Origin of the sequence: Halomonas halophila (assembly GCF_030406665.1) — a bacterium.
Classification (GTDB): domain Bacteria; phylum Pseudomonadota; class Gammaproteobacteria; order Pseudomonadales; family Halomonadaceae; genus Halomonas; species Halomonas halophila.
This window is the reverse complement of sequence record NZ_CP129121.1, coordinates 322,595-346,928: the sequence shown is the minus strand read 5'-3', so window position 1 is coordinate 346,928 and position 24,334 is coordinate 322,595. Positions and strand designations below refer to the sequence as shown.

The window sequence follows — 24,334 nt, the reverse complement described above, 5'->3', positions numbered from 1 at the left end:
TGCGACCCCGCCGAGCAGCTGATACTATCTTTCACCCGCCAGCCACTCGCATCTGGCCGGTGACGGCCCACCGGAAGGAGATCCTGCGTTGTCCAGCCCCCTCAGCCATCGACCCGCCTCGGCTGCCCCGCGGTCCAGATGGCGCCTCGATGCATGGAGCGTTCTGACCCTGCTCATCGCCGCCGTGGTGGCACTGCCGGTGCTCACCGTGCTGGCGCATATCGTGATGCCCGCCGGTGACGTGTGGCAGCACCTGGCCAGCACCGTGCTCGGCCGCTACCTGGCCAACACGCTCTTCCTGGTCATCACGGTGGGGCTCGGCACCTTCGTGATCGGCACCGGTACCGCCTGGCTGGTGGTGATGTGCCGCTTCCCCGGGCGCAAGCTGTTCGAGTGGGCCCTGCTGCTGCCGCTGGCGGTGCCGACCTACGTGATCGCCTACGCCTACACCGACTTCCTGCAGTACGCCGGGCCGCTGCAGAGCGCCCTGCGCGAGACCTTCGGCTGGGAGCGCGGCGACTACTGGTTCCCCGACATCCGCTCGCTGGGCGGCGCGGCGACCCTGATCACCCTGGTGCTCTACCCCTACGTCTACATGCTGGCCCGGGCCAGCTTCCTCGAGCAGTCGGTGTGCGTGCTCGACGTCGGCCGCACCCTGGGCCGCGGCCCCTGGCGGCTGTTCACCAGCATCGCCATCCCGCTGGCGCGCCCGGCCATCGTCGGCGGCGTGTCACTGGCGCTGATGGAGACCCTCAACGAGTTCGGCGCGGTACAGTACTTCGGCGTCGATACCTTCACCACCGGCATCTACCGCACCTGGTTCGGCATGGGCGAGCAGGTCGCCGCCGCCCAGCTGGCGGCCTGCCTGCTGGCCTTCGTGATCTGCTTCGTGCTGCTCGAGCGCGCCTCGCGGGGCAAGCGCCGCTACTTCCACACCACCGGCCGCTACCAACAGCTGCCGGAGTTCCGGCTCGGCGGCCTGCGCGCCGCCGCCGCCACCCTGGCCTGCCTGGCGCCGGTGCTGGTCGGCTTCCTGATTCCCAGCGGCCTGCTGGGCTACCTGTCGATCAAGGGCGGGGACTCGCTGTTCGGCGCCCGGTTCCTGGAATTCGCCGGCAACAGCCTGCTGCTGGCGGCCGTGGCGGCGCTGGTCGCGGTGGGGCTGGCGCTGGTGCTGAGCTACGGCGCGCGGCTGAATCCGGGGCCGCTGACGCGCACCGCCACCCGGGTGGCGGCGATGGGCTATGCGGTGCCCGGCTCGGTGGTGGCGGTGGGCATCCTGATCCCCTTCGCCTGGCTGGACGACACCCTGAACGGCTTCCTGCGCGAGCACTACGGGGTGATGGCCGGGCTGATCTTCAGCGGTTCGGCCTTCATCCTGATCTACGCCTACGTGGTGCGCTTCCTGGCGGTGTCGTTCAACGCCCTGGAGGCGAGCCTCGGCAAGGTCACGCCGAGCATGGACGCGGCCGCCCGCACCCTGGGACAGACCGCCGGCGGCACCCTGCGCCGCGTGCACACGCCGATCATGCGCGGCAGCCTGCTGGCCGCCGGCATCCTGGTGTTCGTCGACGTGATGAAGGAGCTGCCGGCGACCATCATCCTGCGCCCCTTCGACTTCGACACCCTGGCGGTACGGGCCCACAACCTGGCCGCCGACGAGCGCCTGGCCGAGGCCTCCACTGCCTCGCTGACCATCGTCGCGGTGGGCATCATTCCGGTGATCCTGCTCAGCCTGGCGATGCGCGGCTCACGCCCCGGCAGCGGCGGGGGCAGTGGCGGGAAAGACGAACACCTGTGACGGATCCAGCCGGATCGTGACCGGCTGGCCCTCCTCGGGCAGGAACACGCCGGGAACCCGGGCGTGCAGATGCGACTCGCTGCCGCCGCCGTGGGCGCAGATGTGCAGCAGGCTGGTGCGGCCCAACAGCTTGGCCATGATCACGTGGCTGTGGTGATCCGCCGGCGGCTCTTCCAGGGCTACCACGCGCAGCGCCTCAGGGCGGATCATCACCCGCGCCCGGGCGCCCTCCTCCAGGCCATGGGCCATCACCTCACCCACCGGGGTGTCGACGCGACCGTCGCGCACCATGCCCTCGAGCTCATTGACCTCGCCGAAGAAGGTCACCACGAAGGGATCGACCGGGGCGCAGTAGAGCTCCCGGGGGGTGCCCATCTGGACGATGTGGCCGTCGCGCATCAGCGCGATGCGATCGGCCATGAACATCGCCTCCTCCGGGTCGTGGGTCACCAGCAGGGCGCCGGCGCCGACCTTCTTGAGCACGTGCAGGGTGTCGTCGCGGATGCGATCGCGCAGCCGGGCGTCCAGGCTCGAGAACGGCTCGTCGAGCAGCATCAGTCGCGGCGCCGGCGCCAGCGCCCGGGCCAGGGCCACGCGCTGCTGCTGGCCGCCGGACAGCATGTGCGGGTAGCTCTCGGCGAAGCGTCCCATGCCCAGCTGGTCGAGCAGCTCAAGGGCACGCTTGCGGCGCTCCTTGGCCGGCAGCGACTCGAGGCCGAAGCCGACGTTCTGCAACACCGAGAGATGCGGGAACAGCGCCGAATCCTGGAACGCCAGGCCGACGTTGCGCTTCTCCGGCGGCAGGTGGGCCTGGCCGGGGCGCCCGATCGGCCGGCCGTCGAGGTCGACCCGCCCCTGCTGGAGCACCTCGAGCCCGGCGACGATGCGCAGCAGCGTGGTCTTGCCGCAGCCGGAGGGCCCCAGAAGACAGACCACCTCGCCGGGACGCACCTCCAGGCCTACGTCCTCCACCGCCAGGTGGTGGCCGTAGGCGTGGCGAATGTTGTGCATGGCGAGCACCGGGGCCGGGGCCTGTTCCGGCGCGGCGGCGGGGGAAAGCTGAGCGTGGCTGGTCATGGGCAAGCACCGGGCGCTGACGTGACAGGGCCTTCATGGTAACGCGAAACCTTCGTCTTTTCGTCGCCATTTATCGGCGCCGCGATGCCGGTTGACGCCACGGCGACCAGGCGCTTCAATGGCAAGACTAATACAACCTATTATCATTCGAAGTCGATACCGACTTCCCCGACCATGAGGTCTCCGATGTCACAGTCCCGTCGTCTCGTCATGCCCCTCGCCGCTCTGATGGCCGGTGCGGCCTTCGCCGCCCCCGCCGTCGCCGACGAGGTGAACGTCTACTCGGCCCGCCACTACGATTCCGACCAGGACCTCTACGACGCCTTCACCGAGGCGACCGGCATCGAGGTCAACGTGCTCGAGGGCGGCTCCGACCAGCTGATCCAGCGCATCAAGCGCGAGGGCCAGGCCAGCCCCGCCGACGTGATGATGACCGTGGACGCCGGCCGCCTGTGGCGCGCCGAGCAGGAAGACATCTTCGCCAGCGTCGACTCCGAACTGCTCGACGAGCGCCTGCCCGCCAACATGCACCACCCCGAGGGCAAGTGGTTCGGCTTCAGCCAGCGCGTGCGCGCGATCTTCTACAACCCGGAGGCCGTCGGCGCCGACGAGCTCTCGAGCTACGAGGACCTGGCCGATTCGCGCTTCGAGGGCGAGATCTGCATCCGCTCCTCGAACAACATCTACAACCAGTCGCTGCTGGCTTCGATGATCGCCCACCACGGCGAGGAAGGCGCCGAGCAGTGGGCCCAGGGCGTGGTCGACAACATGGCCCGCGACCCCGAGGGCGGCGACACCGACCAGCTGCTGGGCGTGGCCAGCGGCGAGTGCGACGTGGCGGTGGCCAACCACTACTACTACGTGCGCATGCTGACCTCCGACGACGACGCCACCCGCGAGGCCGCCGAGAAGCTCCAGATCCTGTTCCCCAACCAGGACGACCGTGGCGCTCACATCAACGTCGGCGGCGCCGGCATGGTCAAGGATGCCCCGCACCCGGAAAACGCCGTGCGCTTCCTGGAGTTCCTGGCCTCCGACACCGCCCAGGCGATCTTCTCCACCGGCAACCACGAGTTCCCGGCGGTCGAGGGCGAGCCGGTCGACGAGGTGCTGGCCTCCTGGGGCGACGTCAAGACCGACGACCTGAACGTCAGCGTGCTGGGCGAGAACAATCCGCAGGCGGTGCGTATCTTCGATCGCGTCGGCTGGCGGTAAGCACTGGGCTGGCACAGCATTTATCGAGTGCCTGATCGCCCTCCCCGGCAAAGAGCCCGAGTCATGAACTCGGGCTCTTTGCATCATGCCTGATACTCACCTTCTCTCTCGGCCGTCTCCCTTGGGATTCGGCATCACCGAGCAGATGCCGTCGATATGCTCGTTCAAGTCTGGACGAATAGGATTCCACATGGGGTCGAGTATAAAATCGATGCCATTGCGACGCGCCATCTTGGCGGCAGGAACAAAGTCCGAGTCTCCGGCAACGAGTATGATCTGGTCTACCTGCCCCTGCTGAGAGATCGATGCGATATCAAGGCCGATTCTCATGTCCACGCCGGCCTGCTTGACCTTGTAGAAAATGCTCGCAGGCTCCAGCTCGTCCAGCGTCGCCCCGGCACGAAGACGGCGAATCGCATCCTTGGATAGGGTCCAATCCCCGTTTTTAACATGAAGCTCGCCAAGGCGGAGCGCCACCTTGCGCTGACGCCGCAGCTGCTCATGCAAGGCCTCTCGAAAGGCGAAATCGATCGTGTCCTCGACCCGAACGATCTCGCCCGTGAGAGGGTGCGGCCCTGCGTTATGCCGCTCAGGGGCACAATCATAGAAAAAGATCCGGTACAGCTCTCGCTGTCGATAACCATGGGGATTGGCTTTACGAATCCATCGGAAGGCCGACGCTGAGATATCACGCGCCAAGGTCTCAGCCGTGATGTTCTCGTCCGGTGCGACTCGCGCCTTGATAGCCTGATAGCGCCTCACGAAGAAACCACCATCAATCAGAATGGCCGTCTTCATCGTCATCTCTGGGGTCCGAATACAAGAAAGCCCGCGAGGCTGCTCTGGCGGATAAGGTTGCCAGTTAGGCCTCGCGGGCACTATTCACGCTTAGTATATGGCCATCCAGTCTACCGTCAAGCCCTCAGCACACCTCACTCCTCGCCCGGCCGGGGCGCGGCGTCCGCGGCGTTCTGGTACACGCCCAGGGTGCCCATGCGGCGTCCGCGGTCGTTGAGGAAGCTCTCGAGCACCACCACGGGCTCGCGGCCCTGGCGGGTGAACGCGAGTCGGTCCGGCGCGGTGCGCTCGGACTGCCAGCTTTCCCCCAGGCACCGGCCGAGGGCCTCGCCGCCGGCCACCAGCGCGCCGCGCGGGTCGTCGGTCGCCAGCGGGCCGAAGCACAGGTAGTGGTCGGGCCGGCGGGCCGAGGTGATCACGCAGGCGTCATGAAACGCCTGGGTGTCGGTCTGCCAGGTGCGGGTCAGATCGGTGGTCTCCAGGCGCCCCTTGATGTCCTCGAAGCCCGTCTCCGCACTCGTGATCGCCTGGTTCAGGGCGGTGCAGTCGAAGCGCTCCGCCGCCGTCTGCTCGGTGGCCTGGCTCGCGCAACCGGACAGCAGGGCCACGCCCGCGCCCAGCAACCATGGCATCATGATCCTTCGCATCACTCTCCTCCTTGTTCGATCGGGCCCTCGTGACCCACCGGTGTTCTCACAGCCATTCACACAGCATGGCACGATGAACGTGTCAGTGCGCCTCGTCCCAGTTAACGCCGCTCTCGGCCTCGACGATCAGCGCCACATCGAGCTCGGCGGCAGCCTGCATGCGCCGCTTCACCTCGGGAATGAAGGTGTCGACGGCGTCTTCGGCGACCTCGAACACCAGTTCGTCGTGGACCTGCATGACCATCATGGCGTCGACCTCGCCCTCGGCCAGCCAGGCGTCGACGTCGATCATGGCGCGCTTGATGATGTCCGCCGCGGTGCCCTGCATGGGCGCGTTGATGGCGGTGCGCTCGGCGCCCTGGCGACGGGCACGGTTCTGGGAGTGGATCTCCGGCAGGTAGAGGCGCCGGCCGAGCACCGTCTCGACGAAACCGTCCTCGGCCGCCTGGGCGCGGATGCGCTCCATGTAGCGGGCCACGCCGGGATAGCGGTCGAAGTAGCGGTCGATGTAGGTCTTGGCCTGCTTCTGCTCGATGTGCAGCTGGCGGCCCAAGCCCCAGGCGCTCATGCCGTAGATCAGCCCGAAGTTGATCGCCTTGGCGCTGCGGCGCTGGTCCGGGGAGACCTTGTCGAGCCCCACGCCGAACACCTCGGCGGCGGTGGCGGCGTGGATGTCGCGGTCGGCGGCGAAGGCCTCGAGCAGCCCCTTGTCGCCGGACAGGTGCGCCATGATGCGCAGCTCGATCTGCGAGTAGTCGGCGGCGACGATGCGATAGCCGGGCCGCGCGACGAAGGCCTGGCGGATCTTGCGCCCCTGCTCGGTGCGGATCGGGATGTTCTGCAGGTTGGGATCGGAGGACGACAGCCGCCCGGTGGCGGTGACCGCCTGGTGGTAGCTGGTGTGCAGCCGGCCGGTGGCCTTGTTGACCAGCTTCGGCAGCTTGTCGGTGTAGGTGGAGCGCAGCTTGGAGAGGCCGCGGTGTTCCATGATCACCTTGGGCAGCGGGTAGTCCAGCGCCAGCTCCTCGAGCACGGCCTCGGCGGTGGACGGCGCGCCCTTGGGCGTCTTCTTGATCACCGGGATCTTCTGTTCCTCGAACAGGATCTGGCCGAGCTGCTTGGGCGAGCCCAGGTTGAACTCGCGCCCGGCGAGCTCGAAGGCCTGCTGCTCGAGCTCGCCGATGCGCTGGCCGAGCTCCTGGCTCTGGGCGTGCAGGCGCTCGGCGTCCAGCGCCACGCCGCCGCGCTCCATGCGCGACAGCACCCGGATCAGCGGGCGCTCCAGTCTGTCGAGCACCTCGGCCAGGCGCCCCTCGGCCTCGACCCGCGGGCGCAGCTCGCGGTGCAGGCGCAGGGTGATGTCGACGTCCTCGCAGGCGTAGGGCGCGGCCTGCTCCAGGGCGATCTGGTTGAAGGTCAGCTGCTTGACGCCCTTGCCGGCGATGTCCTCGAAGCTGACCGTCTTCTCGCCCAGGTACTTGAGCGCCAGCGAGTCCATGTCGTGGCGGGTGGCGGTGGAATCCAGCACGTAGGACTCGAGCATGGTGTCCTCGAGGGCTCCCGCCACCTCGATGCCGTGACGCGCCAGCACCGAGATGTCGTACTTGAGGTTCTGGCCGATCTTGGCCTTGCCGGCGTCCGCCCACAGCGGCGTCAGCGCCTCGAGCACGGCCTTGCGATCGAGCTGGGCCGGCGCATCCAGGTAGTCGTGGGCCAGCGGGATGTAGGCGGCCTCGCCGGGCTCGAGGGACAGCCCGACGCCGACGATCTCGGCCTCCATGTAGTCGAGGCTGGTGGTCTCGAGATCGAAGCAGAAGGCCTCGGCCTCCTTCAAACGCGCAAGCCAGGCGTCGAGGTCGGCCTGCTCGAGGATCACCACATCCTCGCGCTCGGCGCCGCCGCTCTCGCCCTCGCGTTCTCCACCGCTCTCGCCGCCTTCGGCGCCCTCGCCCGACGAGGCGTCATCGACCCCCTTGTCCTTGCCTTCCAGAAGCTCGGACAGCCAGGCCATGAACTCCAGGCGGCGATAGAGCTCGGCCAGCGACTCGCGGTCAGGGTGGGCGATGTCCAGGTCGTCGAGGCCCACCGGCAGCTCGCAGTCGGTCTTGATGGTGGCCAGCTCGTAGGACAGGAAGGCCTGGTCGCGGTGCTCCTCGAGCTTCTTGGGCAGCGTCTTGGCGCCGCGAAAGCCCAGCGTCTTGACCTTTTCCAGGTCGGCGTAGACGGTCTCGAGGCCGCCCTCCATGCCCTGCAGCAGCCCCAGGGCGGTCTTCTCGCCGACCCCCGGCACGCCGGGAATGTTGTCGACCTTGTCGCCCATCAGCGCCAGGAAGTCGATGATCCGCTCCGGCGGCAACCCGAACTTCTCCTTCACCCCGGCCACGTCGAGGGTCTCGTCCTTCATGGTGTTGACCAGGGTGATGTGGGCATTGACCAGCTGGGCCATGTCCTTGTCGCCGGTGGAGATCACGGCGTCGCGTCCGGCCTCGGTGGCGTGGCGCGCCAGGGTGCCGATGACGTCGTCGGCCTCCACGCCCTGGATGCACAGCAGCGGCAGGCCGAGGGCGCGCACGCAGTCGTGCAGCGGCTGGACCTGGTCACGCAGGTCGTCCGGCATCGGCGGGCGCTGGGCCTTGTATTCGGCGTAGAGCTCGTCGCGGAAGGTCTTGCCCGGGGCATCGAACACCACCGCCATGGGGCTGTCGGGGTAGTCCTTGATCAGCCGCTTGAGCATGTTGAGCACGCCCTTGACGGCGCCGGTGGGCAGACCCTCGGAGGTGGTCAGCGGCGGCAGGGCGTGAAAGGCGCGGTAGAGATAGGAGGAACCGTCGACGAGGACGATGGGGGTGTCGGCCATGAATCGGCATCCCTTGCAGGCTGGGCAGATGATCACGTGTCGGGAGCGGCGGTCATCACGAACGCCGCCCCTGACTCTGGTCAGTCATGATACGCATTGCCGAGGCGATTTGCCGGGCAAAGCATGCGTGGTCGACCGCCAAGGGCATACACTGGGGGCAACCCCATGGTCAGGAGAACACCATGAACCTCATACGCTCCGCGCTGCTCGCGCCGCTGGCCGGCCTGGCCCTCGTCACCGCCGCCCTGCCGGCCCTGGCCCAGTCCAGCACCGACGTCGAGCCGGACGTCACCATCCGCCAGGAAGAAGACCGCACCATCCGCGAGTACCGAGTCAACGGCGAGCTCTACGCCATCGAGATCAAGCCCGCCACCGGGCCCTCCTACTACCTCGTCGACCGCGACGGCGACGGCGACTTCGAACGCCAGAACGGCCAGCGCATCGCCGTGCCCGAGTGGGTCATCAAGCGTTTCTGAGGCCGGGACAACCAGGCGGCGCCGGGGACAGGTCGTAGAGGGGGTTTTTGGCCAGGGATGGCCAAAGTAGCGCCCACGGATGGGTTCATAGCGCCCCTCGCAGACCTGTCGCCGGATCAGCCATGCTCCGTGACGTTGCCGCCCTTCCTACCCGGTTCGTGCATCACGCCGCCAAGCCGCTACAATAGGCGGCTTCGCATACCCGGGCGAGACATCCATGGCCGTATTCACACCGCTGACCGACTCCCAGGTCGAGACGTTCCTGAGCCAGTTCGATGCCGGCTCGCTCATCGCCTGCAAGGGCGTGCCCGCCGGCACCGAGAACAGCACCTTCTTCGTCACCACCGACCGTCGCGAGCTGGTGCTCACGTTGTTCGAGCAGGGCGAGCACGAAGAGCTGCCGTTCTTCGTCGAGCTGCTCGACTACCTGGACGAGCATCGCCTGCCCGTGCCCGGGCCGCTCCACGACCGTGACGGCATCGCCCTGCACAGCCTGGCCGGCAAGCCGGCGCTGCTGTTCCCGCGCCTGCCCGGCAAGCATCCCGAGGCGCCCAACCTCGCCCAATGCCGGGCGCTGGGCGACGCCCTGGGCCGCATGCACCGGGTCTCGCAGCGCTTCCCGGGGCACCGGCCCAACCCGCGCGACCTGCACTGGCTGCTGCCGATGCACCACAAGGTGCTGGCCTACCTCTCTCCTGAGGACCAGGCGCTGATGAAGGACGAGGTGGAGATCTACCAGGGCTTCTTCGGCGATGCGCCGACGCTGCCCCAGGGCGCGATCCACGGCGACCTGTTCCGCGACAACACCCTGTTCGACGGCGACGAGCTGGGCGGGCTGATCGACTTCTACAACGGCTGCACCGGCGACCTGCTGTTCGACCTGGCCATCGTGATCAACGACTGGGCCACCGAGGCCGACGGCCGGCTCGACCCGGCGCGCTACGAGGCGCTGCTCGGCGCCTATCAGGCGCGGCGTCCGCTGGAGGAGAGCGAACGCGAGGCCTGGCCGATGATGCTGCGCATGACCGCGCTGCGCTACTGGCTGTCGCGGCTGCTGGTGGTCTATGTCGACCCGCCCGCCCATGACCTCACGCCTCATGACCCGGAGGCGTTCCGCGGCGTGCTCAAGCGGCGTATCGCCGAAGGCGCCCTGCCGCTGCTCGAGGCCGCTCGATGAGCCTGACCATGGGCAGCATGGCCGGACCCGCGCAGCGCGCCCGGCACACCTGGAACATCGACCAGTGGGGCAGCGGCTACTTCGACGTGGCCGACGACGGCCGGGCCTTGGTGCGCCCTCACGGCGAGGACGAGGGCCCCGCCCTGCCGCTCGCGCCGCTGATCGCGCAGCTGCGCGAGGCCGGCCTGCGGCTGCCGGTGCTGGTCCGCTTCACCGACATCCTCCATGACCGCGTCGAGCAGCTGTGTGCCGCCTTCGACGGGGTCATGGCGGAGGAAGGCTTCGGCGGCGGCTATACCGCGGTCTACCCGATCAAGGTCAACCAGCAGCGCCGGGTGGTCGAGGAGATCCTCGCCACCCGCGAACGCGGCCACGACCGGGTCGGCCTGGAGGCCGGCAGCAAGCCTGAGCTGCTGGCGGTGCTGGCGCTGTCCGGCGACGGCCCCTCGCTGATCGTCTGCAACGGCTACAAGGACCGCGAGTACATCCGCCTGGCGCTGATGGGCGAGAAGCTCGGCCATCGCGTCTATCTGGTGGTGGAGAAGCTCTCGGAGCTGCCGCTGATCCTCGAGGAAGCCGACCGCCTCGGCGTGCGGCCGCGCATCGGCCTGCGCGCCCGGCTGGCCTCGGTGGGCAAGGGCAAGTGGCAGAATACCGGCGGCGAGAAGTCCAAGTTCGGCCTCACCGCCGGGCAGATCCAGGCCGTGGTCGAGCGGCTGCGCGAGGCCGACGCCCTGGCCAGCCTGCAGCTGGTGCACTTCCACCTGGGCTCGCAGATCGCCAACATCCGCGACATCCAGCGCGGCCTGCGCGAGTGCGCCCGCTTCTACCAGAGCCTGATCGCGCTGGGCGCGCCGGTGGATACCGTGGACGTGGGCGGCGGGCTCGGCATCGACTACGAGGGCACCCGCTCGCGCAGCTTCTGCTCGATCAACTACTCGATGCGCGAGTACGCCCGCAACGTGGTCGCGGCCTTCGCCCAGGTATGCGACGCCGAGGGGCTGCCTCATCCGCACCTGATCAGCGAGTCGGGCCGCGCCCTAACCGCCCATCATGCGGTGCTGATCACCAACGTGATCGGCGAGGAGCGCGCCGAGACCCGGGCACCAGCCGCCCGGGTCGAGGGCGACCCGCAGGTCGCCGAGCTGTGGCGGGTCCACGACGCCCTGGCCGAGTCCCCCGCGCCACGCGGGCTGGTCGAGGCCTGGCACGACCTGGGCCAGGCCATCGGCGAGCTGCAGGAGCGCTTCGTGATGGGGCTGGCCGGGCTCGAGGCCCGCGCCGAGGGCGAAGGCGTCTACACCGCTGCCTGCGCCCGCCTGCGCGAGCGCCTCGACCCGCGCAACCGCGCCCATCGCGAGATCCACGACGAACTGGCCGAGAAGCTGGCCGACAAGCTGTTCGTCAACTTCTCGCTGTTCCAGTCGGTGCCCGATGTCTGGGGGATCGATCAGATCTTCCCGGTGCTGCCGCTTTCCGGCCTGGACCGTCCGCCCGCCCGGCGCGCGGTCGTGCAGGACATCACCTGCGACAGCGACGGCCGCATCGACGGCTACGTGGACGGCGAAGGCGTCGAGGCCACCCTGCCGCTGCCCGAGTGGGGCGACGACGAGGAACGCCTGCTAGGCTTCTTCCTGGTCGGCGCCTACCAGGAGATCCTCGGCGACCTGCACAACCTGTTCGGCGACACCGACTCGGTGGATGCGTCGCTGGACGCGACCGGCGCCTGGCGCCTCGACCATCGGCGCCGCGGCGACCGGGTGGCCGATGTGCTCGGCTACGTGGACTTCGACGCCGAGGTGCTGCGCCAGCGCCTCGCCGACCAGCTCGCCGCCAGCGGCCTTACGGCCGATGAGCAGGCGCGCTTCCTCGACGACCTCTCGGAGGGGCTCGAGGGCTATACCTACCTCGAATGACTCGCCATTGACCGACCGCGCCTGACGCCTCTCCTTCATTAGACCATAGTGAAGGGGTGGCATCGTGATGGCGGGGGCGACAGCTGGCGACGAACTGTCGATGTCATTTTGATTTGCACCCTAATGATTTACCATAGGGTGCATCGCATTGTTATTCGCAAGGAGCAAGGAGCATGGGATCATGATCATACTTTCCCTCATTTTCTGGCTGGCGGGGCTGGCCCTGCTCGGGGGCGGCCTGTGGCTGGTCACTCTCGACGGCAGCTGGTACTACGCCCTGTCCGGCATCGTGCTGATCGCCGTCGGCGCCATGACGCGCTCGCGCCGTCCCAAGGCCCAACTGCTGTACGCGCTGTTCCTGGTGGCGACCGCCGCCTGGTCGCTGTGGGAATCGGGCTATGACTGGTGGGCGCTGGCGCCGCGCCTGGGCATCTTCCTGCTGCTCGCCATCCCGCTGCTGTGGCCGGCCAAGGGCGGCTCGCGCTTCGGCACCGCCGTGCTGCTACCGGTCTGGGCGATCGTCGGCGTGGGGCTGCTGGGCAGCATGGCCGTGGACCCGCACCGCATCGACGGCGAGCTGAACCGAGAGGTCGTCAACGAGACCCCCGACCTCGGCGACAGCCCCGAGGAAAGCTGGCACGACTACGGGCGCAGCAACATGGGCCAGCGCTTCTCGCCGCTGGACCAGATCACGCCCGAGAACGTGGCCGACCTGGAGCTGGCCTGGCAGTACCAGACCGGCGACGTGAAGCGCCCGGAGGACGTCACCGAGACCACCTACGAGGTCACTCCGCTCAAGATCGACAACTCGCTGTTCCTGTGCACTCCGCACAACTGGCTGATCGCGCTGGACGCCGACACCGGCGAGGAACAGTGGGTGTATGACGCCAAGGTGCCGGACGAAAGCTCGCGCCAGCACCAGACCTGCCGCGGCGTGTCCTACCTGCCGCCGGCCGAGGGCGACGCCGACAGCCTCGACGTGCAGATTGCCAGCGCCCCGGCCGAGGATCGCGCTCCGATCCAGTGCGACGCCCAGCTGTTCATGCCGACCTCAGACGCCCGCCTGCTGGCGGTGGATCCGAACACTGGTGCCCGCTGCGCCAACTTCGCCGACAACGGCGAGCTGGACCTGATGCACAACATGCCGTACAAGCAGGCCGGCTTCTACTACTCCACCTCCCCCCCCGTGGTGGCCGATGGCAAGGTCGTGGTCGCCGGTGCGGTCAACGACAACTACGCCGTCAACTCGCCGTCCGGCGTGATCCGTGCCTACGACGCCAAGACCGGTGAGCTGGTGTGGAACTGGGATCCGGCCCATCCGGATGATACCGCCCCGATCGCCGAGGACGAGACCTACAGCACCAGCTCGCCGAACAGCTGGTCGATCGCCAGCGCCGACGAGGAGCTGGGCATGGTCTACTTCCCGATGGGCAACCGCACCCCGGACCAGCTGGGCATGTACCGCAGCGAAGCCGAGGAGACCTATGCCAGCTCGGTGGTGGCGCTGAGCCTCGAGACCGGCCAGGTCGAGTGGGTCCAGCAGTTCGTGCACCACGACCTGTGGGACATGGACACCCCGGCCCAGCCGAGCCTGCTGGACCTCGACACCGACGAGGGCCGCCAACCGGCACTGGTGATTCCCACCAAGCAGGGCGACGTCTATGTTCTGAACCGCGAGACCGGCGAGCCGATCTTCCCGATCTCCGAGCGGCCGGCGCCCCAGGGCACTATCGAGGGCGACCACGCCGCCGAGACCCAACCGATCTCCGACCTGACATTCCGTCCGCCGACCCTGCGCGAAGCGGACATGTGGGGCGCCACGCCCTTCGACCAGCTGATGTGCCGCATCCAGTTCAAGTCGCTGCGCTACGAAGGCCAGTACACGCCGCCCTCCGAGCAGGGCACCATCGTGTTCCCGGGCAACTTCGGCGTCTTCAACTGGGGCAGCCTGGCAGTGGATCCGAAGCGTCAGGTGATGTTCGGCATGCCGCTCTACCTAGCCTTCACCTCCACCCTGGTGCCGAAGGACGGCGCCGACCTGGGCGAGACCAACCAGGGCGAGCAGGGCCTCAACGAGAACGCCGGCGCCGACTACGCCGTCGAGATGAAGCCCTTCCTGTCGCCGTTCGGCGTGCCCTGCCAGCAGCCCCCGTGGGGCTACGTGGCCGGCACCGACCTGCGTACCGGTGAGGTCGCCTGGCAGCACAAGAACGGCACCGTCGAGGACATGACCGCGCTGCCGCTGAAGATCCGCCTGGGCGTGCCCGGTATCGGCGGTCCGGTGATCACCGACAGCGGCGTGGTGTTCCTGGCCGCCAGCGTGGACGACTACCTGCGCGGCTACGACCTCGAGACCGGCGAGCAGCTGTGGGAAACCCGCCTGCCGGCCGGCGGCCAGGCCACGCCCATGACCTACCTCAACAGCCAGGGCGAGCAGATGGTCGTCCAGGTCGCGGGGGGGCATGGCTCCATCGGCACCACCATCGGTGACTACGTGATGGCCTACAAGCTGCCCCAGCAGTAACGGCCAGGGGCACCTCGCCCGAGGCGCCCTCTCACGACGAGGCCCCCGCCGGCAATGCCGGCGGGGGCCTTCGCGTTTCCGAGCCCTCGCGTCGCGTCAATCGACCACGCGGGTCACGACCTCCAGCCCGCCGGTCAGCGACAGGCGCAGCTCGGCGCCGCGGGGAAGCTCGCCGACGCCGGCGGGCGTGCCGGTGAGTACCACGTCGCCCGGTTCCAGGGTGAAATGGCGACTCATCTCGGCGACCAGATCGGGCACCGGAAACAGCATGTCCGCGCCGTGGCCGTGCTGGCGCTCCTCGCCGTCCACCGCCAGGGTGAAGGCCAGGGCGCTCCAGTTCGGCACCTCGCCGAGCGGCAGGAAGGCGGACATCGGACAGGCACCATCGAAGCCCTTGGCCACCTCCCAGGGATGGCCCTTCTCCTTGAGCTTGCCCTGGACGTCGCGCAGGGTCAGGTCCAGCGCCAGGCCGATACCGACGATGGCCCGCTCCGCCTCGGCGGCGCCGACGTCCTTCAGCGTCTCGCCCACCAGCAGCGCCAGCTCGGTCTCGAAGTGCACCTCGCCACGGGCGAAGGGCGCATCGATCGCCTCCTCGAGGCTCACCGCGCTGGTGGCCGGCTTGATGAACAGCAGCGGCTCGCTGGGCACCGGATTGTCGAGCTCCCGGGCATGCTCGGCGTAGTTGCGACCGACGCAGACGATCTTGCCCAGCGGCTGGGGACAGGCCCGGCCATCGGTGAAACGGGGAATGAAACGCATGACGATGCGACTCCTGGCTGACGAATGGAACGACACTGCCGTTCAGTCTACGCCCAGGGGTGGCGCGGCGTCAGTCCTCCGGCGTCCAGGCCTCGTCGGGCGCATGCGCCAGGAAACGCGGCCGGCGCTTGCCGGCGGCGAAGGGCTCGACACAGCGGTTGTCGCGGCGGTTGTAGACGAAGAAGGCATTGCTGCGCGGATCCGGGGACATGTTGGCGTTGGAGCCGTGCAGGGTGTTGCAGTCGAACAGCAGCAGCCCGCCGGCGGCGCCGGTGGGCGCCTCGATGCCGTGCCGATCGATCAGCCGGCGTAGCGCCTCGCGGCTCGGCACCCCGACCTCCTGGGTCTTGAGCGACTGCTTGTGATGGTCCTCCGGCGTCTCGCCCAGGCAGGGCACGAACACCCGGTGGGAGCCCGGCACCAGCATCAGCGGGCCGTTGAAGGCGTGATTGTCGGTCAGCACGATGGAGGCGCTCACCGCGTGCATGGCCGGCATGCCGTCCTCCGCGTGCCAGGTCTCGAAGTCGGAGTGCCAGTTGAAGCCCTGCCCCTCGAAGCCCGGCTTGTAGTTGATGCGCGACTGATGCACGTAGGGCTCGCCGCCGAGGATCTGCCGGGCGCGACCGGTCAGGCGCGGATCATGGGTCAGGCGGCCGAAGACCTTCGACAGGAAGTGCACGGCGAACAGCGAGCGGATCTCATTGCCCCGGGGCTCGGTGATGCTGAAATCGCGGCCGCGATAGGCGTCGTTCTCGAGCAGCACCTTGAGCTCCCGACGCAGCTCGTCGAGCTCGTCGCCCGTGAGGAAATCGGGCTCGAACAGGAAGCCCTGGCGCTCGAACGCGTCGAGCTGCGCCGCGGAGAGCGGGCCCTCGCCGTCATGACCCTTCACCACCGGCTCGTGGCGACTCAGCCACGGCAGGTCGAGGGGCTCGGACAGCCGGGTGGGATACGGGTCCTCGCCGGGGCGTGGGGCGCTGCGCACCCGGCTCTGGGGATCCGGGGAATCGACGATATCGAACGGAGTCGCCTGATGATGCGGTCGGTCGGACGATGTCTGCACTGACATCCACTACCTCCTTTGCAGTCGGAATGGGGTTCAGATTCGATCTCGCTACCGACGGCGGTCAGCCGCACGGCCGGGGCCATGGCGGCCCCAGGGCCGTACACTGGCGACGCCCTGGCGGCATTTCAAGGGCTCGTTGCCGATGCCGGCTCGGGTCGGGTCGGGTCGGGTCGGGTCGGGTCGGCCTGCCGGCGGCATCGCTGAACGCTTGAGCAATAAAAAGCGGGCAAGAATGTTGGCATTTTTAAACATTAGTCATATAAGCAACATGGGATGATAGCTTGGCTTACTCGAGTTCCCCGCTTGGTAAGCCTTACATGACCCGCCCAGTCCCGGCGGGTCTTTTTTGTGCGCGATATCATCGGGGCCCGCCCAGCCCTGTCATCTCATTGCAAGACAACGGGGCCAGGATGGAACCATCACGAGGCGTGCTCGTGATCAGGCAGAGCGAGCATCACACCAGATGCGAGGTTGGCCCGCCCCTCCGGGGCGGGCTTTTTTTCGTCTCGGGATAGGGGCATCGAGCAACGAATCGCACCACCACAGACTCGATGACGGCCCACGATCAATATTCGCAAAATCGCTCATAGACCCGCGCGTGCGACAGAGGCAGAGTAAGAACATCGTCGACAAAAGCTCCACAAGGGTGATCCAGCGTGGCCAACCAACCTGCCTGGTGGGAGGAGGTGCTCAGCCTCTCGCAATCCGCCTACCTGCATGTCTCGCGCGACCAGCGCATCATCGACGCCCTGGGCGATACCCGGATGCTGCTGGACCGGGAACCGGCGGCGCTTATCGGCATGGCCCTGCCCGAGCTCAAGGACATACGCGCCCGGCTCGGTGGCGCCGTGGCCGAAAGCCTGGCGCGCCAGGAGATTCGCCCCGGCGAGACCTGGGGGTTCGAGGACGGCGCCGGCAGCTACTATGGCCTCGCCGATGGCAGCTTCGTCATCAAGCTCACCACGACCATGAAAGTCGACCAGGGCATCATCGGACGGCTCGCCGATCAGCTGCCCATCATGGTGGCCTACGTCGATCGTGAGTTCTGCTTCCGCTTCAACAACCAGGCCTATGTGGACTTCATCGGCATCGATCGCGAGTCGCTGTACGGCAGGCCGGTCGCCACGGTGATGACGCCCGCCTCCTTCGAGCGCATCCAGCCGCGCCTGCAGCGAGCGCTGGCGGGCGAGGAGATCACCTATGAGGATCGCCTGACCCTCGCGGATGGCCGCACCTGCTACTTCAAGGTGCACTACACGCCCGATTTCCTGGAGGGCGAGGTGGTCGGCCTGTACGCGATCATCCAGGACATCTCCGAGTACCGCGCCATGATCCAGCTGCTGCGCGACGTGCACAGCAGCACGAACCGCACCGACATCGGCCCCGACAAGATCGTCGATCAACTGCTGCGCGACGCGCTCGCCTATCTGTCTCTGGATATCGGCCTGGTCAGCCGCATCATCGACGAGCAGTACATCCTCAAGTGGGCCGCCTCCGACGTGGCGGACCTCTCGCCGGGCGACACCTTTGCCCTGGGCGATACTTACTGCCGCGTGATGCTCGATACCGAGGACGTCTTCCACACCAATGCGGCCGGCCAGGACACGCGCATCAGTGGCCATCCCTGCTACCAGACCTTCGGGCTGGAGACCTACATCGGTACGCCGCTGCGCCTCAACGGCGAGGTCTGGGGCACGCTCAACTTCTCCAGCGCCCAGCCGCGCCAGGAACCCTTCGACCAGATGGAGATCGAGCTGGTGCGGCTGATCGCCGACGCGGTGGAGCGCGTGATCACCGACGAGGCGGAGATCGAGCAGGTCCGCCAGGAGCTCGACCGCATGGCCAACAAGGCACTGCGCGACTACCTGACCGGCCTGCCCAACCGCGCCTATCTGGACCAGCACGTCGAAGCGTTGATCGATGCCCACGAGGCCCGTGACGAGCCTTTCTCCCTCGCCGTGATCGACATCGACCACTTCAAGCGGATCAACGACTTGCATGGCCACGACGCCGGCGACACCGTGCTCCAGTGGCTGAGCGGACGGGTCGCCGAGAGCCTGCGCGAGGACGACCTGGTGGCACGCACCGGCGGCGAGGAATTCGTGGTGGTACTGCGTGGTACCCGCACCCCGGGGGCCGTCGCCGTCCTGGAGCGGGTGCGCGAACATGTGGACGCCGGCCGCCTCACCCTGGAGGACGGTCAGTCACTCCAGGTCACCGTCAGCGGCGGCGTCAGCGAGCATCACAGGGGGGAAACCCATGCGCAGCTGTTCAAGCGTGCCGACACCGCCCTGTACACCGCCAAGCGCAATGGCCGCGACCGGATCAGCTGCCTCTAGACGCGCCCCTGTCCTCGCGGGATGAAGACACGCGCCTGCCTCGAGAGGCTCATCACGGGAATCGTGTCTAGGCGCCGGGACTCCCCCGGCACGTTGGCTCGCCATCCAACGAGTCACTGCTTGCCAGAGCGGTGGTGCGGCGATAGACCCACGCTAACGGAGCCATGCAGATTCTTGGATGGGCGCCGCGGAGTCGGAGCGGTACAGTTAGCACACTTACCGAGTTCCCTGTCCTGTAAGTCCCTTTGCCCGCCAGCCCCGGCGGGCTTTTTTTGTCCGAAGCCGGACACCCCAGGTCCGACGTCATCCAAGTGCAAGAATCCGAAGTTAGAATGGCTCTATCACGAGGTGACACGTGATATGGATCTGGCTTTGGGAAAATCCGAGATTCCGGCTCGCCGTTTGGCGGGCTTTTTTTGCTTCGGCAGGCGTATCAACAACTTGAGTGCAAACACCCCCTGAATGAGGGCGCATACTCCAGCATGGAGAATGCCTCCGTTGGGTATGATGAGCAGGCTTAACGAATGTCCCTGCTCGCAAGCCGTCTGACCCGCCCTCTCCGGCGGGTCTTTTTTTTGCCGGAAGGAGAGCGCCGGCCCCCTCGATATCCATGCCCCCCCCTGCGCTACGGCCACTTCGCTCCCGCCCCCTCGAGGTTGTCGCTCGTCTCGAGCGATCGCCAAGCTTCACGAGGAAACGGAGCCAAGGTAAGCATTTGTTAACTAACAATAATTTGCTTTATTTGAAACTTTATTTCATTTATTTTTTCTTGCCGTCAAAGCATTCCCCCGCTTGGTACGGCTTTCAGCCTCTCATGTCCCGAGGGGCTTTTTTTGCTTCGAGGAAGGGAGGCGTTGACACTTTGTTGACACGCACAAAAAAACCGCCTTCAAGGGCGGTTTAGATGTCGCTCTAACGCGTTGATCGCAAAGCACTTTAAATGGTGCCGGCACCAGGAGTCGAACCCGGGACCTACTGATTACAAGTCAGTTGCTCTACCAACTGAGCTATGCCGGCAACGGCGCCTGCAACCCATGCGAGGAGGAAAGATCCTCCCTGAGCGAGAAAAACCGTGAACCTTCGTTCACGGCTTCTCGAAAACTTATGTTGGCGTGGCTGGAGTAGCAGGATTCGAACCTGCGCATGCCGATACCAAAAACCGGTGCCTTACCGCTTGGCTATACCCCAACGTGGTGGCCAGAGACGGAATCGAACCGCCGACACGGGGATTTTCAATCCCCTGCTCTACCGACTGAGCTATCTGGCCCTCGCCAACGGTGCGTATTAAACCGTAATGGCCCGCTGTCGTCAACTCTTTTCGATTCAAAAAGTTGGAAGACGGCTGCAGGCCCCGTCACGCCTACTTTTCGGGCGGCACAAAGCCTTCCGCCTGATCGGTCTGCTCGTTATCGAGGAAACGCTCCAGCTGCTCCATCAGGTACTCGCGCGCCGAGGGCTCGAGCATGTTGAGGTGCTTCTCGTTGATCAGGCGGGTCTGCAGGGCCTGCCACTCCTCCCAGGCCTGCTTCGAAACGGTGGCCTGGATCTCCTGGCCCTTCTTGCCCGGCAGCGGCGGGAACGGCAGGGCCTCGAGTTCTTGCTGGTACTTGCGGCAGAAGACGGTCTGGCTCATCGGTCATGGCTCCTGGGATGAGGAAGAATGGGGCGCGTCCTGGACGCTCAGGGTGAAGGGGCGCAGCGCGTCCAGCAAGCCTTTCACCGGCGCGGCCAGGCCGATGCTGTCCGGCTCGGCGGGGTCGAACCAGCGCCGCGCCTCGCCCACGCCGTCGAGCCGGCTCACCCGCGCCGGCTGCGGGGTGATCTCGAGGCGGAAATGGCTGAACACGTGGGTGAAGGCCTCCCAGGGCGCTTCCAGGCTAGCACCGGGGGCGTGGTGGTCGAGCCAGGCGCGCAGCTCCAGCGAGGTATCGAACTGCGGCAGGCTCCACAGCCCGCCCCACAGGCCGCTGGAGGGGCGCTGCTCGAGCAGTACCCGCCCGGCCTCGTCCTGCAGCAGCAGCATGGTGGTGGTGCGGGTGGGAATGGCCTTCCTGGGCTTGGACTCCGGAAAGCGCTTCTGCTCGCCGCGTGCCCGGGCCACGCACACGTCATTGAAGGGGCAGCGCTCGCAGTCGGGCTGGCCGCGACGGCACAGGGTGGCGCCCAGATCCATCATCGCCTGGGTGAAGTCGACCACCCGGCGCTCGGGCGTGTAGTGCTCGGCGAGGCCCCACAGCTCACGCTCCACCGCGGGCCGGCCGGGCCAGCCTTCCACGGCGTGCAGCCGCGTGAGCACGCGCTTGACGTTGCCGTCGAGGATCACCGCCCGCCGGCCGGTGCTCTGGGCGATCACCGCGCCGGCGGTGGAGCGGCCGATGCCGGGCAGCGCGGCCATGGCGTCGAGGCTGTGCACCGGGAACTCGCCGTCGTGTTCTTCTACGACTACCTGGGCGGCCTTGTGCAGGTTGCGCCCGCGGGCGTAGTAGCCGAGCCCGGTCCATAGATGCAGCACCTCGTCCTGCTCGGCGGCCGCCAGCGAGCGCACGTCGGGGAAGCGCTCCATGAAGCGCTCGAAGTAGGGAATCACGGTGGCGACCTGGGTCTGCTGCAGCATGATCTCCGAGACCCACACCCGGTAGGGCGTGCGCTCGTGCTGCCAGGGCAGGTCGTGGCGGCCGTGGACGTCGAACCACTCGAGCAGGCGTCGCTGGAAGGTGTCGGGAGGCAGGATGGCGGGGGGCGTCTCCGTCATGGGCATTGTCTCGGCACGAAAAAAAGCGCCGACTATAAGAGTCGGCGCAGGGACTGGCTATTGCTTGCTCAATTGAAGAGACCATCGAGGGCGTCGCGAAGTTCCCGACGCGAATCATCGCCGATGCGTTCGTCGAGTTTTTCCACCGCGTTGCCGAGGCTCTCGCGCAGCTTGTCGTTGGCGCGCTGAGAGACTTCCTCGCGCAGCAGGTCGCCCAGCGTGGAGCGGAAGGCGTCGCGGTCGAAGCGACACCACTCGCCGCTGTCGCCGCCCAGCTGACCCTCGCAGCGCACCGGGAAGGGCACGTCGACCAGCCGCCGATTGACCTCGCAGGCGGCGTCCACGTCCTCGCCGGTGAAGCGGGCGTTGGCGCGCAGGGCGAAGCGCTCGCTGGTCAGGTCGAAGCTGCCCTCGCCGCCCAGGCCGATGCCGGGGATGGCGACATTCAGGTCATCGCTCTCGGCCACGCCATCGCGGATGCGGAAGCTGGCCTCGGCGCGCTGGAAGCGGGTGTCCGGGGCCCAGTCGCGGCTGGTGCTCTCGCCTTCCAGGCGCGCGGTGGTGGTGCACAGCTCCTGGGAGACGTTGACGCCGGGAATGCGCCCCTCGGCCAGGCGCGTGGCGAGCCGACCGTTCAGGGCACGCTTGAGCTCGGGCACGCTGTTGCCGCGGGTCGTCAGCTCGCCCTCGGCGCTCAGCCTGCCTTCCAGCGGCGCCGGCTCCTCGCCCAGCGAAGTCAGCAGCGAGCCCAGACGCAGGTTCTCGACGCGCGGCGACAGCTGCCAGCGCAGCGGCGTCTCGCGGGCGTCCAGCTCGCCGGTGGCCGAGAGACGGCCCTCGTGGAGGCCGGACGCAAAGTTCACCAGCCGCTGACGGCCGTTATTCCCGGCCAGCGTCAGGCTGACGTCGCTGAAGCTCTGATCCATCAGGATCAATTCGCCGAGGCTCAGCTCGGCGTCGAGGGAAAGCGTGGCCAGCCAGTCGGCGGGCAGCAGCGCCTGCCGTGCGTCCTGAGCCAGGGCACGCCCCACGCCCGGCAGGCTCGGGCCGCCGGCGGTCTCGGCGGAAGGATCAGCGGCCGGCAGGTAGTCGTCCATGTTCAGACGGTCGCCCTGCAGGTCGGCCTCCAGGCGCGTGCCGTCGAGGTTCGCCCCCAGGCGACCGTTGAAGGTGCTGCCGTCGAGCTTGAGGTTAAGGCCGTCGAGGGTGACGCGCTCCAGGTCGCCTTCGATGGGGCTGGTCAGCGCCACCTGGCTCAGGGCCGCGTCGGCGGCCATGTCCGGCAGAGCGTCGAAGCGCTCCAGCCAGGGCCGTAGCGAGAGCTCGGCGAGGCTCAACTGGCCCTCGTAGGCCGGCGCCTCGACCAGCTCGGTCAGCGTCAGGTTGCCCTGGAGGTCGAGGCCGTCGGGCCCGCTCAGCGCCAGCTCGCTCAGGCGAGCGCTTCGGGCGGCCAGGTCGGCGTCGAGACCGAAGGCCAGCGACAGCGGCAGGCGCTGCTCGCCCAGCCGCGGGCCCATCAGGCCGGCCTCCAGCTGGCCACCATTCACCCGCACCCGGTCGCCGGAGAGATCGAGCACCAGCTCGTCGGCGGCGAGCTCGAGCCGCTGGGCTTCGTCGGCACCGTCGAGGCGGGTATGGGTGTCCAGCGCCAGCCCCTGGAGCACATGACGCCCCTCGGCCAGCCCCAGGCTGACCCGTGTCTCGAGACTCAGCTCGCTGGCCAGCTGCGGCGTCTCGGCACCCAGCCCGTCGCGCAGCGCGACGTCGAGGCTGGCGCTGAGCGGGAAGGGATGATCGGGATTGACGTTGCTGCCGGTGATGTCGACGTCCGAGAGCGTTATCTCTCGCCCGGCCTGGACGTCGCGATAGTCGATGCGGCCGCCGCGCACCTGCACGCTGGCGATGTTCAGCGCCACGTCCAGGGCGCTGGCATCGCCACGAGGGTTGGGGCCGGCGCTGGCCGGCGCCAGCACCGCCTCGGCCTGCTCGCCGCGGTTGCGCAGGCGCTCGATCAGCGCCTCCCAGTTGCCACGCCCCTCGGCGTTGCGCTCGAGGTTGAGGTCGACCCCCTCGAGGGTCAGGCCGTCGATGGCGATCTCGCCGCGCAGCAGCGGGGCCATCGCCAGGCTGACCTCGGCGTGGTCGAAGGCGGCGAAGGGCGCGTCGTCGACGACCTGTTCCGGCAGGCGCGCCTCGGCGCTTTCCACGCCGACACCCAGCCGCGGGTAGAAGGACCAGCTCAGCGGGCCGTCCAGCTCCAGCTCCAGCCCGCTGTGCTCGCGCACGACGTCGACCAGTCGTGGCTTGAGGTCCTCGGGGTCGAAGAAGGTGGTGATGAACACCACGGCACCGACCAGCACCAGGCCGAGGACCCCGATGGCGGCCAGCAGAGTACGCAGGATTCGCTTCATTGCCCGGCTCCTTTGGGCGAGAGATCCAGTTCGAAGTAGTCGCCTTCCTGGGTCAGGCGGTAGCCCATGCGGCTCAGCAGCACCTGATCGGCCATGGGCAGCTGGGAGGCCAGCACGCGCAGCCGGCGGCCGTCGGCGTGGGCGGCCTCGCCGGTGAGGGCCAGCAGCCGCGAGCCGACGCCGCGGCGGCGGGTGGTCTGGCGCACGCACAGGTGCGACAGCCACCAGGCCTGGTCATCCGGGGAGACGGCCAGCGCCCCCAGCAGACGATCATTGAAACGGGCACAGAAGAAGAAGCGCTCGGCGGCCAGATGGTCGTCGACGAATCGCTCGGGCGGGGCCGGCAGGCGCTCGGCGGGGGCATCGGCGTAGATGCGTGTCAGATCGTGGCGTACCTGGGCGTCCGCTTCCCAGGTCGCTTGATCGACGCGCTGTAGCGTGACCGGCATGCAGGTATCTCCCTGAAAGAGGCAGGCCGGGCCTGCCGCATGGTTGGGGCATTGTAGCGAATGGGGG

17 protein-coding genes and 3 tRNA genes are annotated in these 24,334 nt (G+C 67.7%); 7 read left to right on the top strand and 13 right to left on the bottom strand.

The annotated features are described in order from the left end of the window. Nucleotides 1-88: 88 nt before the first annotated feature. On the top strand, nucleotides 89-1,801 hold the full coding sequence (locus QWG60_RS01525; RefSeq protein WP_107181437.1) for an ABC transporter permease: 1,713 nt from the start codon (nucleotides 89-91) through the stop codon (nucleotides 1,799-1,801). On the opposite strand, the gene QWG60_RS01520 is transcribed toward QWG60_RS01525, so the two are convergent. After that, nucleotides 1,751-2,878, bottom strand: coding sequence for an ABC transporter ATP-binding protein (locus QWG60_RS01520; protein ID WP_146908936.1), 1,128 nt, complete (start codon nucleotides 2,876-2,878; stop codon nucleotides 1,751-1,753). The two genes, QWG60_RS01525 and QWG60_RS01520, sit on opposite strands and share 51 nt — an antisense overlap. A 186-nt stretch (nucleotides 2,879-3,064) precedes the next feature. On the opposite strand from QWG60_RS01520, the gene QWG60_RS01515 reads away from it, so the two are divergent. Then, on the top strand, nucleotides 3,065-4,093 hold the full coding sequence (locus QWG60_RS01515; protein WP_046078115.1) for a Fe(3+) ABC transporter substrate-binding protein: 1,029 nt from the start codon (nucleotides 3,065-3,067) through the stop codon (nucleotides 4,091-4,093). A 96-nt stretch (nucleotides 4,094-4,189) separates the two neighbouring features. On the opposite strand, the gene QWG60_RS01510 is transcribed toward QWG60_RS01515, so the two are convergent. The 3 genes from QWG60_RS01510 to polA all read right to left on the bottom strand — a co-directional run bounded on the left by QWG60_RS01510 (nucleotide 4,190) and on the right by polA (nucleotide 8,395). Further along, nucleotides 4,190-4,897 (bottom strand): NYN domain-containing protein, encoded by a 708-nt coding sequence (locus QWG60_RS01510; protein ID WP_222593866.1) that lies wholly within the window; start codon nucleotides 4,895-4,897, stop codon nucleotides 4,190-4,192. A gap of 128 nt (nucleotides 4,898-5,025) precedes the next feature. Then, complete coding sequence (locus QWG60_RS01505) at nucleotides 5,026-5,538, bottom strand: hypothetical protein (protein ID WP_046078116.1); 513 nt, start codon at nucleotides 5,536-5,538, stop codon at nucleotides 5,026-5,028. Nucleotides 5,539-5,620: 82 nt separating this feature from the next. After that, nucleotides 5,621-8,395 carry a DNA polymerase I gene (polA, locus tag QWG60_RS01500; protein WP_146908934.1) on the bottom strand — a complete coding sequence of 925 codons (2,775 nt, stop codon included), beginning with the start codon at nucleotides 8,393-8,395 and terminating at the stop codon, nucleotides 5,621-5,623. Between the two features lie 182 nt (nucleotides 8,396-8,577). Here polA and QWG60_RS01495 point away from each other — a divergent pair, with 182 nt between their 5' ends. The 4 genes from QWG60_RS01495 (at nucleotide 8,578) to QWG60_RS01480 (ending at nucleotide 14,488) form a co-directional block, all read left to right on the top strand. Continuing rightward, complete coding sequence (locus QWG60_RS01495) at nucleotides 8,578-8,871, top strand: DUF2782 domain-containing protein (protein ID WP_146908931.1); 294 nt, start codon at nucleotides 8,578-8,580, stop codon at nucleotides 8,869-8,871. A 217-nt stretch (nucleotides 8,872-9,088) separates the two neighbouring features. Next, nucleotides 9,089-10,048: a homoserine kinase gene (locus tag QWG60_RS01490; RefSeq protein WP_146908929.1), complete on the top strand. Its 960-nt coding sequence runs from the start codon at nucleotides 9,089-9,091 to the stop codon at nucleotides 10,046-10,048. Next, nucleotides 10,045-11,964 (top strand): biosynthetic arginine decarboxylase, encoded by a 1,920-nt coding sequence (gene speA / locus QWG60_RS01485; protein ID WP_046078120.1) that lies wholly within the window; start codon nucleotides 10,045-10,047, stop codon nucleotides 11,962-11,964. The genes QWG60_RS01490 and speA overlap by 4 nt, the downstream gene beginning before the upstream one ends. Before the next feature lie 181 nt (nucleotides 11,965-12,145). Next, complete coding sequence (locus QWG60_RS01480) at nucleotides 12,146-14,488, top strand: glucose/quinate/shikimate family membrane-bound PQQ-dependent dehydrogenase (protein ID WP_046078121.1); 2,343 nt, start codon at nucleotides 12,146-12,148, stop codon at nucleotides 14,486-14,488. A 96-nt stretch (nucleotides 14,489-14,584) separates the two neighbouring features. Here the strand turns inward: QWG60_RS01480 and QWG60_RS01475 are convergent, their stop codons facing one another. Together QWG60_RS01475 and thpD are read right to left on the bottom strand one after the other, a co-directional pair. Further along, complete coding sequence (locus QWG60_RS01475) at nucleotides 14,585-15,250, bottom strand: fumarylacetoacetate hydrolase family protein (protein WP_035594743.1); 666 nt, start codon at nucleotides 15,248-15,250, stop codon at nucleotides 14,585-14,587. Between the two features lie 70 nt (nucleotides 15,251-15,320). After that, nucleotides 15,321-16,319: an ectoine hydroxylase gene (gene thpD / locus QWG60_RS01470; protein ID WP_146908927.1), complete on the bottom strand. Its 999-nt coding sequence runs from the start codon at nucleotides 16,317-16,319 to the stop codon at nucleotides 15,321-15,323. 653 nt (nucleotides 16,320-16,972) lie between these two features. Here thpD and QWG60_RS01465 point away from each other — a divergent pair. After that, the gene (locus QWG60_RS01465; protein WP_146908925.1) at nucleotides 16,973-18,655 is read left to right on the top strand and encodes a sensor domain-containing diguanylate cyclase; all 1,683 of its coding nucleotides are present in this window, start codon (nucleotides 16,973-16,975) and stop codon (nucleotides 18,653-18,655) included. 941 nt (nucleotides 18,656-19,596) lie between these two features. Here QWG60_RS01465 and QWG60_RS01460 read toward each other — a convergent pair. The 7 genes from QWG60_RS01460 to QWG60_RS01430 all read right to left on the bottom strand — a co-directional run bounded on the left by QWG60_RS01460 (nucleotide 19,597) and on the right by QWG60_RS01430 (nucleotide 24,267). After that, nucleotides 19,597-19,672 (bottom strand) — tRNA-Thr (locus QWG60_RS01460). Between the two features lie 96 nt (nucleotides 19,673-19,768). Continuing rightward, nucleotides 19,769-19,843, bottom strand: a tRNA-Gln gene (locus QWG60_RS01455). A 3-nt stretch (nucleotides 19,844-19,846) separates the two neighbouring features. Further along, a tRNA-Phe gene (locus QWG60_RS01450) sits at nucleotides 19,847-19,922 on the bottom strand. Nucleotides 19,923-20,015: 93 nt separating this feature from the next. After that, the gene (locus QWG60_RS01445; RefSeq protein WP_035594738.1) at nucleotides 20,016-20,288 is read right to left on the bottom strand and encodes an oxidative damage protection protein; all 273 of its coding nucleotides are present in this window, start codon (nucleotides 20,286-20,288) and stop codon (nucleotides 20,016-20,018) included. 3 nt (nucleotides 20,289-20,291) lie between these two features. Next, nucleotides 20,292-21,407, bottom strand: a complete 1,116-nt coding sequence (gene mutY, locus QWG60_RS01440) for an A/G-specific adenine glycosylase (RefSeq protein ID WP_046078123.1) — start codon at nucleotides 21,405-21,407, stop codon at nucleotides 20,292-20,294. Between the two features lie 68 nt (nucleotides 21,408-21,475). After that, a complete protein-coding gene (locus tag QWG60_RS01435; RefSeq protein ID WP_146908923.1) occupies nucleotides 21,476-23,818 on the bottom strand; it encodes an AsmA family protein in 2,343 nt (780 codons plus the stop codon). After that, nucleotides 23,815-24,267: an acetyl-CoA sensor PanZ family protein gene (locus tag QWG60_RS01430; RefSeq protein ID WP_035594730.1), complete on the bottom strand. Its 453-nt coding sequence runs from the start codon at nucleotides 24,265-24,267 to the stop codon at nucleotides 23,815-23,817. The genes QWG60_RS01435 and QWG60_RS01430 overlap by 4 nt, the downstream gene beginning before the upstream one ends. Nucleotides 24,268-24,334: the final 67 nt, after the last annotated feature.